The organism is Flavobacterium chungbukense (assembly GCF_020805785.1).
GTDB lineage: Bacteria > Bacteroidota > Bacteroidia > Flavobacteriales > Flavobacteriaceae > Flavobacterium > Flavobacterium chungbukense.
This window is the reverse complement of record NZ_JAJGZV010000011.1, coordinates 75,585-89,415: the sequence shown is the minus strand read 5'-3', so window position 1 is coordinate 89,415 and position 13,831 is coordinate 75,585. Positions and strand designations below refer to the sequence as shown.

General features: G+C 37.7%; 6 protein-coding genes. 2 read left to right on the top strand and 4 right to left on the bottom strand.

Features of this window, described 5'->3' with window-relative positions; all coding sequences use genetic code 11:
* Positions 1-11: 11 nt before the first annotated feature.
* The 4 genes from LL966_RS21495 to LL966_RS21480 all read right to left on the bottom strand — a co-directional run bounded on the left by LL966_RS21495 (position 12) and on the right by LL966_RS21480 (position 9,288).
* Entirely contained in the window at positions 12-1,382 is a 1,371-nt protein-coding gene (locus LL966_RS21495) for a glycoside hydrolase family 28 protein (protein ID WP_229356119.1), read from the bottom strand.
* 51 nt (positions 1,383-1,433) lie between these two features.
* Positions 1,434-3,221: a rhamnogalacturonan lyase gene (locus LL966_RS21490; protein WP_394799468.1), complete on the bottom strand. Its 1,788-nt coding sequence runs from the start codon at positions 3,219-3,221 to the stop codon at positions 1,434-1,436.
* Between the two features lie 232 nt (positions 3,222-3,453).
* Positions 3,454-5,580 carry a hypothetical protein gene (locus LL966_RS21485; RefSeq protein WP_229356117.1) on the bottom strand — a complete coding sequence of 709 codons (2,127 nt, stop codon included), beginning with the start codon at positions 5,578-5,580 and terminating at the stop codon, positions 3,454-3,456.
* Between the two features lie 90 nt (positions 5,581-5,670).
* The gene (locus LL966_RS21480; RefSeq protein ID WP_229356116.1) at positions 5,671-9,288 is read right to left on the bottom strand and encodes a DUF4450 domain-containing protein; all 3,618 of its coding nucleotides are present in this window, start codon (positions 9,286-9,288) and stop codon (positions 5,671-5,673) included.
* Between the two features lie 245 nt (positions 9,289-9,533).
* On the opposite strand from LL966_RS21480, the gene LL966_RS21475 reads away from it, so the two are divergent.
* Together LL966_RS21475 and LL966_RS21470 are read left to right on the top strand one after the other, a co-directional pair.
* Positions 9,534-10,892, top strand: coding sequence for a rhamnogalacturonan acetylesterase (locus tag LL966_RS21475; protein ID WP_229356115.1), 1,359 nt, complete (start codon positions 9,534-9,536; stop codon positions 10,890-10,892).
* Positions 10,882-13,767: a glycoside hydrolase family 2 protein gene (locus LL966_RS21470; protein ID WP_229356114.1), complete on the top strand. Its 2,886-nt coding sequence runs from the start codon at positions 10,882-10,884 to the stop codon at positions 13,765-13,767. Before LL966_RS21475 ends, LL966_RS21470 begins: the two co-directional genes overlap by 11 nt.
* Positions 13,768-13,831 lie beyond the last annotated feature (64 nt).

Genomic DNA, 13,831 nt, shown 5'->3' with positions numbered 1-13,831 from the left:
GAAATTTTAAATCAATTTGGAGCATTAAAGTTTTTTACATTTTCATGGATGGATTTTTCTCCTTGAATATTCTGGGCCGTTACGTTTTTAAAGAAAATATTTTCGACCGGAAGTTCTTTCTGCCCCAAAATTCTTGAAACAAATTTGACATTTGTAGCTTTTACATTTTCAAGATACACATTCTGAATCGGCGTGAGTCTTCTCTCGATTGTCGGGACTAAATTTCGCCATTGGTACAAAACATCGGTTTCAATTCCAAGAATCCCCTCGTCAATTTTTCCTGAAGTTATGTTGGTCATGTGAATATTTTTTACATAACCACCTCTTCGTTCATTGGTTTTAATAAATAACAGATGATTGAGTTTGGCTCCATCTACTACCGTACAATTATCAATAAAAACATTTTCTATACCGCCCGAAAGTTCACTTCCAATAGCAACCAATTGATGCCCATTTTTAACAGTACAGTTTCGCATTACAATATTTTTTGAAGGCGTGTTGAGTCTCCATGCATCCTGATTACTTCCTGATTTAATCGCAATGGCATCGTCTCCTTGGTCAAAAACACAATTTTCTATCAAAACATTCTGGCTCATTTCAGGATCTACACCATCGTTGTTGTGCCCATGAGCGTATACATTTAGATTTCTAAGCACCACATCTTTAGATAAAAACGGATGAATCGTCCAAAACGGACTATTGGTAATCGTCACACCTTCCATCAGAATATTTTCGCATCTATTAAACTGAATAAACTGCGGACGGAAATTAGCGGTATCATTTACCATCTGTCTTTCTTTCATTGGTTTATTGTACGAAGCCAGATAGTACAGTCTTTTCAGGCTTTCCATATGCGCTTTGGGTCTTGCAAACCACTGCTTCCAGACATCCATTTTTGCCTTTAATTCTCCTTCTCCCGTAATGGCAATATTTTTACATTGATAAGCATAAATCAAAGGCGAATAATTATAACATTCATAACCTTCCCAAGTAGAACGTACGGCAGGCAGGTAATCTTTTGGGTTTTCTGAAAAAAGCAAAACTGCCCCTTTCTTTAAATGCAAGTTTACATTGCTTTTAAAATGAATTTTCTTCGTTAACCATTCTCCTTCCGGAATAACAACTGTCCCCCCGCCTGACTTGCTGGCTTTAGTAATAGCTTTACTGATTGCCTCAGAAGTTTTATTTAAATCTCCCGCCACAGCACCAAAATCTGTAATCAAAAATTCTTTACAGTTGCTGAAATCGGGAATTTTTATCGCTGGCATTTCAAAAGGAGCTTTTACATTCACTTCTTTTAAGGTTACGCAAGAATAGTTTTTCTTAAACGATAAAAAAACAAACGAAAACACTAAAGCTGTACAGAGTATTATTTTTTTCATGATTGAATGGATTTAATCTTCTTAGGATATTCTTCTGCGAATGCATTTAAATTATTTCTTAGCCGGAACAAGGATAATATCTGGTTTGGGTGCAGGCTTCATCTCTGTTCCCATATAAAAGCTGGTATGCGGTGGCTGATTATAACCAACATTCTGCCACGCAATGCTCAATCTGTACTGGGGATCGTGCATGAGCGTATATTGTCTGATCTCGGTCGGAATAGTAGTAGAATAAATCCGTAGCTCTTTATTATCTTCCGATCTTAAAATCAATTCCTCCCGCCAATCGCCCAGAATATCTGCTGAAAGAGCTGGAGTGGATTTCGTGCCATTGTTAGAAACTGCTCCAGTTGCTGTAAACAAACGGCCTTTTTGATATTTGTCAATATAATTTGAATTCAGGAGTTCACGTGATGCATCTCCATCCCAGTATATCAAGAAATTAGCCGAACTTGGTGCCTTTCCTACCACATTGCCTTTCATATCATATAAATTAGGAGAACCGAGCCACCAGCATTGAGCACCTTTTCTCGTCGGATCAATATTGTCTGCCACTCCTCTTCCGACATCTTCATTTGGAGAATCGGTAAACAAAACTTTTCCATCTGCAGCGGCAAAAACAGCAACCCCAGGCCCTTTAGTTCCATTTTCAATTTCATGAATTCCAAAAACTTCTAGACCTGGAAGATCCGGATCAAAATCTGAAACATGAATAGCATCCCCATGTCTGAAACCCGTTGTATACAAACCTTTGCCGTTGTCATCAACACACATTGAACCATAAATAATTTCATCTTTTCCGTCATTATCCACATCAGTAACTGTAAGATTATGATTTCCCATTCCCGAATATGGATTTTCAGAATTTTTACTATCAAAAACCCATCTTGAAGTTAGTTTTTGATCTTTAAAATCCCATGCTGCCAAAACTGTCCTTCCATAATATCCACGACACATCACAACGCTTGGATGAATTCCGTCGAGATAAGCAACACAAGCCAAAAAACGATCCATACGATTTCCTTTAGTATCATTTCCGCCGCTTCCGCCATGTCCTCCCCAGCCAGCTAAATCACCTCTTTCAGCAATATAATCGACTGTTGCTATCAGTCTTCCTGTTTTTCCATTAAAAACGGAAAGATATTCAGGGCCTTTTAAAATTTTTCCGAAAGCTGCTGAATTAGGATCTCGATCAACCCAGTCTTTTGATGCATCTCCTACAACATTATTTTGACTGTCTCTGGTTCCGTCTGCTGTTTTACAGACAAATTCTGAAATTCCGTCACCATCCAAATCATACACCATAAACTGTGTATAATGCGCCCCTTCACGAATGTTCTTTCCTAAATTAATTTCCCACAAAAATTTTCCTTCCAAAGTATAAGCCTGAAAAATAGGAGGATCTGTAATTCCTGTATGTGAATTGTCATGACCTTTTCCAGTCATATGCACCACAAGATCGTACTTTCCATCTCCATCCAAATCGCCAACCGAAAGATCATTTGCAGTATAACCATCAATTTGCTTTAATGCAATTGACAAATAATCTTTGTCAGGACTTGAAGCCGGAATCGTAAAACTTCCTTTTTCATCAGATTCTTTTCCTTTTAAAACCGTTTTTACAAACCAAGTATTTTCTTGTTGAACATTCGCTTTTGTATCTGCAAAGTTTGTTGCGCCAGAAATTGGTTTATCATTTAATTTCACTGCTTTTTTAGTACCGCTTTTACGATATAAATTAAAAGCCAAATCGTCTGGATCAGTTCCCAAAACACGCCATCCAATAAAAAACTGACCATTGTTTTTTACAGCAACAATGCCTCGATCGAGTTTTTCCATTTGCCTTTGTGCAAAAACATTTAGACCTAAAAAAAACATTATTATTACAAAGTACTTACTATTTTTCATATTGTTTTTAAAGATTTTAATTTGTTGTTTTTAATCTCGCAAAGTCGCGAAGACGCAAAGAAAATTAAAAGCTAAACTTCGCGATTCTGCGTCTTTGCGAGATTATCTATTTTTTCAACTTAAAAAAACTTAGAATATTAGAATCTCAGCAACTTAGAATTTTTTAAAAAAACTTCTTAAATCCCTCGCTTTTTACCTTCCATGTTCCATCTTTCGGGAAACCTGGATTTTCTTCATCTGTTCCGTCCCAGCCCCCGCACATCATGGCTATTGCGGTCAGCAGTCCTCCATTCCCAGGAAGATAAAGTGTTAATCGTTCTGCCTGATAATTATGTCCGTTTTTCAAATAGGTATTCGTAGTCACATTCATAAACAAAGCATCAATTGCTTTTTCTGGCATCTGCAGACGAGCGGCAGACATAGCCGTCATAGGGAAATCCCAGCCCCAGGTTTTATCCCATGACCAGGTATTCCAAACCAGATCAAAAGTATTTTTCATGATTTTCTTATCTAGCAAAGAAGTCTCAGGAAGCATTCCGAAAGTGCCTAAAACGGAAGGATGATCGGTTTTAAATTCTGGATTGGTATAAGAATCCGTTGCGCTTTCTGTGGCGAGATAAACCTGATCTGAAACTGGCAGAGGAGATAATTTAGCTAAAACCGTTTCCCATTTTTCAGGAACTTTTTGGTTTAATTTTTTCTTCCATGCAATAGCCGTTTTCAAAGCCCAATTCCAATACGCCAGCTCGTAAGTAGGATTAAAAGTTACCATAGCCTTAAAACGTTCCTGCGCTGGAATAACGCCCGGCCCTAAAACGTAACGGTCTTTTTTAGCATCATAATCAGCAAACGAAGCCATAAAATCTGCGGTTGCAAAAACTCTTTCGCTGTATAAATCTAAAGTTGCTTTTTCGGGTTTACTACGGTATATTAATTCAGCATAAGTAATAAAATGAGGCTGCTGCCAAATCAGAAATGATCCTACAGATGACGGACTTTCATTGCCGTCAGGATCGGTCATTTTCTGCCATCTTGCCCCTTCAAAACCTTGTCTTTTGGCAATATTTTTTGCTTTATCAAAAACTTTTTGATACCACGGAAGGCTTTTTTCTAATAAATCTGCTCTGTTCCAAAGCGCAAAATGAACTCCGTGCCACCAATGCATTTCCAAATGCGGTTTTCCATACCAGCTGTTGTAGGTTAAACCAGTTTCCTGCGGAGGCACTTTTCCCGTACACTGCACTTTGGTTAGATACTGCGACAGAATTACCCTGCGCTCCAATTCGTTGGCACGAGGATCTGTACTTCTAGAAAAATCAACTGCGGCACCGCTTTTCCAAAACTTTTCCCAGCCTTTGCTGCTACTGTTTTCTATAGCCGAAAAAGAAGAATTTGAAACTGCTTTTTCCGCTAAAGCGAACAAACAGCTTAATTCTAGTATATCTGTATTTGAGGGTTCTAAAACAAAATAATGTTCTCCTGTTTTCCTAATCTGGGCATTTCCTTTCCAGTTTAAATTCACATTGTACGATATGCTGTCCATAACATGCTTTACAACCGCCTGCGTTTTAGATTTTTCTATCATAGTGCTTTTGTAATCCTGGTTCCCTTCCCATTTCGTCCCCATATCAGCCCACTCTCCTGTCGGAAAAGGAATTCTTAAACTGATTTTCAATCGTTTTTCTTTCAATAAATCCGATTTAACTTTTACTCCGATTTCATCTCTTTCCTGATGTGAAACTGTATAAACGGTTACCGGAGTTCCTTCAACTTCAAAATAACTTTCAATTTCGCCCGTCCATAAATTCAATTTCTGGGAAATCGCCTTAAGATCGCTTGGCAGTATCATGCTTCCGTCTTTTTTAGTGATTTCAAAACCTAAATTTCCCAATTGCAGTAAATGCGGATTCTGCCTGAACCAGTTCACCGCCTCCACTCTTCTTGCTGGTTCTTTAATCTGAACGGTGTAGGAAATGTCTCTTCCGTACTGTTTGTAATCTCTTAAAGTCTCTGAAAATTTGTAGCCGTTTATATTCTTATAACTGTCCCAGCCCCATTCTGACTGAGTTCCTAACGGAATGCCATTTTGATACGTTTTTGGAAAAGTCTGAAGTCCAGTTGCATCTACAGTAAAGGCAAAAGCACCATTCCCGACTGTCAAAGAAGCCAGCGTATCGATTGCCGTAATTTGAACATTATGTCGTGTGACCAAGGCTTTGCGGTCTATTTTCTCCTGTGCCGACAGCGAAATCGAAAATAAGGCAGCGATAATTAATTGATATTTTTTCATTGGGTTATTTTTTTGTTTCAGGTTTCAGGTTTCAATAACTTTGTAAAAGTTTGGCATCCAGCAAATTATCTAAATTATCAAATTAACATATTATCTAATTAAAGTCACTCCCATCAAACCAATTACAACATCATTTGCAATTGCTTTTAGGGTCAGGTTTTTAAGGGCTTTATTTTTATTTAACGGAAGGTCCAAAATGGTTCCTGCTCCTCCATCAACACCGTAATTCGTAAAACCTTTTATGGGTTTAAAATCTTTAAAATCTCTCGAAATTTCTCCCGATTTTAGATAAACTCTTGGTGGTTTTTGAGCATCAGTGGTAAATGCTAGTCCGTCAATAAAATAATCCTGTTCGATCGGCCACCAGTTTTGTGGATTTTTGAGTGCTAAAATTTCAGAAGTTCCGTCTGTGTAATTTACTGTGATTTCGCCATTTGTCATTCGGCTCTGCATTGGATTTGTCATTCCTGCAACCATAAAATAAACATGCGATGCTTTTCCAGATAACCGAATAGTAACAATTTCTGGATAATTATCCCACATGGAAGTGAAAACAATATTTTTTTGGTCTGCTGCAGAAGGCGTTTTAAATACAATTCCTTCGGGAGAAGTAATTTGTTCTTTGTTTTTTGCTTTTTCACGAAGTCCGCTGTCGTCGATTTTTACCTCTAAATTTGGATAGCACCAATTTCCAATTCCTTGTTTGGGAAGCTGTAATGTCGCAGTTTTCGGTCTTGGCGAAAGATATTCATTGCTAAAAACATCCGTAACTTTAGCATTAAAATATGAGGAAAGCACAATAGATTCTTGTTTATGGGAAGCCGAAAACGGAATATCCCAATTAATTATTTCCATGTTTTCAATGGATGAACTGCCATTTTTAATTTCCAATCTGTTAGTTCCCGGCATTAAATCACGAACTGGCATTTGAACTTTTTTATTTTCCAGTACATTAAAATTAATTGGCTGGCTGGCTTTTTCCTGATTATTCACAACTAAAGAACCATCAATCTTTTTTACGGTATTGTTTTTAATGGAAACTTCTAATGTATTGGCTTCTGTAAGTTTTGCCACAGCTTCTAATTTTGGTTTAAAATTAACTTCGACAGGATGCCACCAAGACATTTCGCCTTGTTTCAGTTTTATAAAAAACACGCTGTTTCCTTCGCCTGTAACCTTTGCATAAAGCTCTTTTTCAGTTTTTGATACAGCACTTAAAACCGACTGTGGGTCATAAACCGAAATAATTTCAGCTTTAAAAGTCAGCATATTTAAATCCTGGCCGCTGGTGTAAAAGGGTGTTTGTTTTTTTGTTTCTAGTGGAAAACCTTCCCAGTTTACAGCCACATCATAAACAGCGTTGTAAGGCACTTCAATGCTTATTTTTGGTTTTCCGATGCTTTCCGAAATCAATGTATAGGAAGCAATCTTACCGTTTATCAAGATACTTTGGATTTTATCATAGGGCGCATCCAAAAGCAGTTTTAAATTCATTTTGGAATGAAAACGATTTTCGATTTTATAGCTGTCTTTTCTATTTTCCCTTTTAAAAGAAAAGGAAATATCCGGAATTTCAATGGAGGCTTGATTCCATTGAGAAGGAAAACCCGGAGAAATAGTCAAAGTTCCCGCTAAAGCATCGGGCTGAATTCCGTAAAGTCCTTCGACCAGAGTCCTTGAAGCCATTCCGATTGGATCGGCAAAATCACGATACAACTCGCCGCGCATTGCATCCTGATACAAAAGCTGTTCAAAACCGCCGGGCGAAGCTCCTAGATACATGCTTTCTATCAAGGCACTTTCCCATAAATGATACGCTTTTTCGCTCTGTCCGCCCTGCCAGAAAGCCAGAGCCGTGTGCAGCTGTTCGGCCAATGCCACATTATTTATAGACCAGGTATAAGGCTGCCAATTGGTCGTACTTATTGTAAACAAGTCAGTTCTATCTAATCCTTCTGCTTGAATCGATATTCGGGGAATCTCTTTATCTACATAATGCAGCATCTGAAAACTTTCAAAAGGAGTAACCATTTCAGAGTCAATCGTATGATAAATACTCCATATTCCAGGAGTTTCATGTAATAACTTATTTCCTAAAGCATCCTTGTATTCAGCAAAAATTCCTTTTTTCGGAAGCCATAAATTTTGATTGGAAGCCTTTAATATTTTGTCTGCCTCTTTTGAAAATGGAAGCCCATCTTCCTGTATTTTTTGTGCTGCCGATGCAATTGTTTTGTTAGCATAATAATTATAAGCCGAAGAATGAATTACGCCGCCACCGCTGTATTGAAGTGCATCGCTAGCCCAGATAGAAGCGTATGCATCATAAAGTCCATCCCCGTCTGCATCGAAATTTCGTTTTTCCCAGTTAATATGCTTCTGAAGCATCGTCCACATTTCTTTCATAAAATCAGTATCGCCCGTCCATTTAAAATGACGCAGCATCTGATCTATGAAAACCAGATTCATATCATAATGATGCGCCACAGTATTTTTGTTCGGGTTTCTGCTGATGTAACCGCTGCTGAACATGGATGTTCCTATTTCTTCTTTCTGTCTCGCAAGATTTTTTTCAGAATCAAACACCACCGGGCCATTTTCAGGACTTGTAACCTGTGAGTTGCTGTAACTCTTAAAATGAGATTTTGCACGATCATGCCATCCTAAAGGATCAGCTGTGTAAGCACCGCGCCAGGCATTAAGATGCATTCTCCATGCTACTGCCCCATGAAGATAAGCTGGACTTTCCCAAATTCCGTCAGAAGCAATGGAAAGTGCAACTCCCAAGGTATTGATGTAAGGATCTGGCGTAACTACCTTTACTCTATTCGCCAAAACCGCTGTTTGCTGAACAGCTTCTTTATACATTGACTCAATATGTTTCTGAGTAAGATTTTGTACTTTTTCAGGAGTCAGAAACCAATAATTTTCGTTTTGAAAGTTCTTGACTTTTCCCGCAACCACCATTAGTGATTCTGAATTGGAATTGTATAATTCTAAAGGAGAGTTTTGTTTTTCGGCATTTGCCAAATGAACAGCTGAATCAGGAAAATAACCTGTTAAACTCTTATTATTACCGTCTTTTTGTTTGTTGCTTTCTGAACCATATTTCAATAGAAAGGACTCTTTTTCTAAAGTATACTTATTATTGATACAATATTCAGGTTTCAAATAAAACACCGATTCGGGGTCGGCTCCGATATCTCCGTCACGGCTGAACTTTTTCCCTGTCGCACCACCATAAACCCAAACAAGACTGCAATCTTTTGGCACATTGCTGCCTGATACTCTAATAATAAAACCTTCTTTTTCTCTTAAAGCCACAGCATCAACAATCAGTTTTCCGCTGCCCAGAAGAACATCTTGAATTTCGTAATGCATGGTTCCTTGAACATAGGTGGTTTGAATTTTTGATGATTCAGTAATCCATCTGCTATTTTTACCGCTTACTAAACCCAGCTTCAGATTGCCTCCCATTCCAGGCATGTAGAGTGCAAACTCAGGCAGATCTCCCGCCTCTGCCCTAAATCCGGTATTAGAGCCGTAAAGTGCCCTATTGAATTTTCTGCCACCATTTTTTAATACAAAACTATTTCCCTCAGGTGCGTAATGAATTTTGCGGGCTGTTTTTTCCTGTCCGCTTATCATAAACGAAATCAAAAATAAAATGCCGATAAATACTGCTGTAAGGGACGTTTTAGGTTTCATAAAATGGCGAAAAGATTATGTTTTTAAAATAAACACAGAACAGAATTATTTGTTGATTTTTTTTTCAATCTATTAATATATTGATGCAATTTCTTTGTTTTTTCAACACATCGTATCCTGTACATACCTGACTCAGACAATAATAATTTTACTTTTTCCATTATTTTTTAACATCATAGTACAGGATACTATCTAAAAACAGAACAATTAGATTTGAAAATAAAATAAATTAAAATCTTAAAAATTTGACTAAATTTTTCACATATTCGTATTTATTCTTGTTTTCTGTCGTGATGCCGTTTACTGTTTTTTCAAACAATGCAGCGAAAAATGCGTTTGATAATAAAATGGCCTCTGAAGACAGTATAAAAAAGACATTGCTCTTCCAGTTTGGAAGTGATTTAAAAATCAAAAAAGGAATTTTGGTGACAAACTCATTAAAATACAAATCTGATCCAGGATATGGATTTGACTTCAACACCGAATCAAGCCTAAAATTTAATCCAAATTCTTTTTCTGCTGAAAAACCAGTCTATTTTTCAGTTAAACTTCCCGAAGGAAATTATCAAATAGAAGTAGTTTTAGGAAATCCTCAAAAAGATCTCAAAACTACGATAAAAGCAGAATCCCGCAGATTAATGGCCAGCGAAATTATTGTGGCAAAAGGAAAATCGGCCACACAGGTTTTTAATGTTAATGTCAGAAATCCTAAAATTGATGAAAATTTGAATGTCAGTCTTAAAGACCGAGAAAAAGACATCTTAGATTGGGATGATAAATTGACACTTGAATTTCTAGGCGAAACAGCCGTACAAAGTATTAAAATCACAAAAAAAGAAAATTTAACCGTTCTTTATTTAGCAGGAGACTCTACGGTTACTGACCAAGACGTGGAGCCCTGGGCATCGTGGGGGCAGTTTATTACTAATTATTTTAATGAAAATGTTGTTGTGGCAAATTATGCCTATTCAGGTTCTTCATTAAGTTCTTTTAAAGCTGGAAAACGGTTGAAAAAAATACTTTCGCAGATTAAAAAAGGAGATTATCTTTTTGTGGAATTTGGTCATAATGATGAAAAAATCAAAGGCGCCGGCAATGGCCCATGGGAATCCTATTCAGATTTATTGGTTGAATTTACTCAGGCAGCTAAAGATAAAGGCGCAATTCCGATTTTAGTTACTCCGACGCAGCGCCGTTTCTTTAATGAAAACGGAACTCTGAAAGATACGCATGGCGATTTTCCTGCTGCGATGCGTGCTATTGCTCAAAAAAACAATACAGCTCTCATTGACATCACGAAAATGACAACCGAGCTTTACGAAACCTGGGGCGATGAAGTATCTAGAAAAGCTTTTGTGCAATATCCGGCCAACACCTTTCCAGGTCAGGAAAAAGCATTGGACGACAATACGCATTTTAATAGTTTTGGCGCTAATGAAATTGCACTTTGCATAATTAAGGGAATCCGACAGCTTGATGTTCCGCTGAAAAAACAACTCAAAAAAGATATTCCAGATTACGATCCGAAAAAACCTAACTATATTTCGAGTTGGACACTACCAACGAGTGCCCGTTTTGAAATTTCTAAACCAGATGGAAACTAACCAAAGACCAACTTTTATGCAACTAAAAAAATTTAAAAGTCAGTGGATCAAAGCCCTGACCATTTTTATTTCGCTGCACGTCACAGCACAGCAGACTGACAAAATTTATCTTTCAGGAAAAGATTTTGAACATCCTGTACAGTGGGATTTCTATTGCACCGATGGAAATAATAGTAAAAAATGGTCAAAAATAAATGTTCCTTCCCAATGGGAGCTTGAAGGTTTTGGAGAATATACTTATGGACGCTGGTATAAGGAACTAAACCAAAAAGAACCAAGCAAAGAAGAAGGTTTATATAAATACGAATTTGAAGTTCCTGCATCTTACAAAGACAAAGAAGTGAAAATTGTTTTTGGCGGCGCTATGACGGACACCGAAGTAAAAATAAACGGAAAGCTTGCAGGCGCTATTCATCAGGGAGGTTTTTATGAATTTAAATATGATGTATCGTCGTTATTAGCCTATGGAACCAAAAATATTCTGGAAGTCCATGTCTGGAAACATTCTGCCAATAAATCGGTTAACGCTGCTGAAAGAAGAGCCGACTGGTGGTTGTTTGGAGGTATTTATCGTCCAGTATGGCTTGAAGTCTCTCCTAAAACAAATATTCAGCATATAGCCGTAAATCCAAAAATGGATGGCAGCATTACAATTGATCTGGATTTAAAAAATATTGCAAAAAACACCACTTTAGAAGCCTCGCTAAAAGGCTTAAACGGAGAAAATCTCGAAACTTTTTCTTTTCCGCTTAAAGCGAAAACTACTAAAGAAACTATTTCTGCACAATGGAAAAACATCAAACCTTGGAATCCAGAAAATCCTAATTTGTACGAGTTGCAACTGAATTTAAAACAAAACGGAAATAGCATTCATCAATACAATAAAAAAATAGGTTTTAGAACTTTAGAGTTTAAAAAACAGGATGGGATTTACGTGAACGGAACCAAAATTATCATGAAGGGAATTAACCGTCATTCATTTTGGCCAGAAGGAGGACGAAGTACCAGTAAACGAATCAGCGAACTGGATGGAAAACTCATTAAAGATATGAATATGAATGCTGTCCGCGGTCATTATCCTCCAGATGAACATTTTCTAGAAGTTTGTGATTCACTAGGAATTTTTGTTCTGAACGAACTGGCTGGGTGGCAAAACTCATACGATACCGAAACGGGAACAAAATTGGTCGCTGAAATGGTAACACGCGATGTCAATCATGCTTCAGTCATTATTTGGGATAATGGCAATGAAGGCGGCTGGAATTATGAAGTCGATAAAGTTTTTGCCGAAAAAGACCCGCAGAAACGAATTGTGATTCATCCATGGGCTGATTTTAATGGTTGGGATACGCATCATTATCCAACATATCTAACTGGAATGCACCGTTTTAATTCGGGTGAAAATGTATTTTTCCCAACCGAATTCATGCACGGAACTTATGATAACGGTCATGGAGCCGCACTCGAGGATTTCTGGAACCGCTACAAAGAAAGTCCCCTTTTTGCCGGAGGCTTTATGTGGGCGATGCTAGACGAAGCCGTAAAACGATCAGATTGGACCGGAGATGTAAAATTTGATTCTAAAGGCTCTCTGGCTGCCGATGGAATTCTTGGCCCTCATCGCGAAAAAGAAGGAAGTTATTATACGGTAAAGGAAGTTTGGGCACCAATCCAGTTTCTGCCAAAACAAATTACTCCGAACTTTGAAGGTTCTTTTCTAATTGCCAATGACTATCTGTTCAGTAATCTGAACTCGTGCAGAATGGAATTTAAAGTGCTAAAATCTGATTCAGACGTTTTATACAGCAATAAAAATGCACAAGCAATAAGTTCTGGCAAAATTCAAATTCCAGATATAAATCCAGGAGAAACACGTAAAATTCAGTTTGCGGTTCCTAACAATTTTGCTGAAGGAGATATACTTTCCATTACCGCTTATGACCAGTTTAATAAAGAAATTTATACTTGGACATGGCCTATTCATAAGGCACTTTTTTATGCTGAAAAATTCTTAGTGAGACAAAAAACAAGTAGCAAAGCATCGGCAGTAAAAACGGCTAGCGAAATTACTTTAAAAGGCGGTTCAGTTACTGTCAATATTGATGCTGGGACAGGAGAAATAACCGGAATTAAAAACGGCACCTCTGTTATTCCGCTTACAAACGGCCCACGTCCAATTGGAATGAAAGCCAAATTAAAAGACATTAAAGTTTCGCAGGAAGGAAACAAATCAATCTGTCATGTTTCTTATTCGGGCGGTTTATCTTCTGTAAAATGGATTATGGAAGCAGACGGACGATTAAAAATGGAGCTCACTGCTTTAAAAAATGCGTCAGGAGGAGAAGGCTTTGACGGCGCTTTCTTTGAAGATAAAATCAATTCCTGGGGCATTACTTTCAGTTTTCCTGAAAAAGAAGTCACAGGCATGAAATGGTTTGGGAGAGGACCGTACCGCGTTTGGAAAAACAGAATAAAAGGCACCACCTACGGAATCTGGGAGAAGGATTATAATACCACCATAACAGGCGAAAGTTTCGAAAACCTGGTGTATCCTGAATTTAAAGGCTATCATGCCAATGTTATCGGAGCAGATCTAAAAGCGGGAACTTCTTCTTTTAAAGTTTTCAGCGAATCTGACAATCTGTTTCTGAGATTATTTACTCCTGATCTGCCCAAAAATGGTTTCCCTGGCAGCTATCCGCAGCCGGCTTTTCCAGAGGGAGATATTTCGTTTATGTATGAAATTCCAGCTATGAGAGATTTTAAACCTCTTGAACAGCAGGGACCTCAAAGCCAGCCTACAAATATCCGCATTAAAAGCGGAGACGAGGGTATAAAAATGACTCTATGGTTTGATTTTAGGGATAAAATTTAGTTTCAAGTTTAAATACTAAAATATTTTAACCGCAAAGAACGCTATGATTTTTATCTGTTTATAT

What these genes read in the sequence shown, in the direction of transcription:
- LL966_RS21485 (WP_229356117.1), bottom strand. Translation starts at nt 5,580, where the DNA reads ATGAAAAAATATCAATTAATTATCGCTGCCTTATTTTCGATTTCGCTG.
- LL966_RS21470 (WP_229356114.1), top strand. Translation starts at nt 10,882, where the DNA reads ATGGAAACTAACCAAAGACCAACTTTTATGCAACTAAAAAAATTTAAA.
- LL966_RS21490 (WP_394799468.1), bottom strand. Translation starts at nt 3,221, where the DNA reads ATGGAAAAACTCGATCGAGGCATTGTTGCTGTAAAAAACAATGGTCAG.
- LL966_RS21495 (WP_229356119.1), bottom strand. Translation starts at nt 1,382, where the DNA reads ATGAAAAAAATAATACTCTGTACAGCTTTAGTGTTTTCGTTTGTTTTT.
- LL966_RS21480 (WP_229356116.1), bottom strand. Translation starts at nt 9,288, where the DNA reads ATGAAACCTAAAACGTCCCTTACAGCAGTATTTATCGGCATTTTATTT.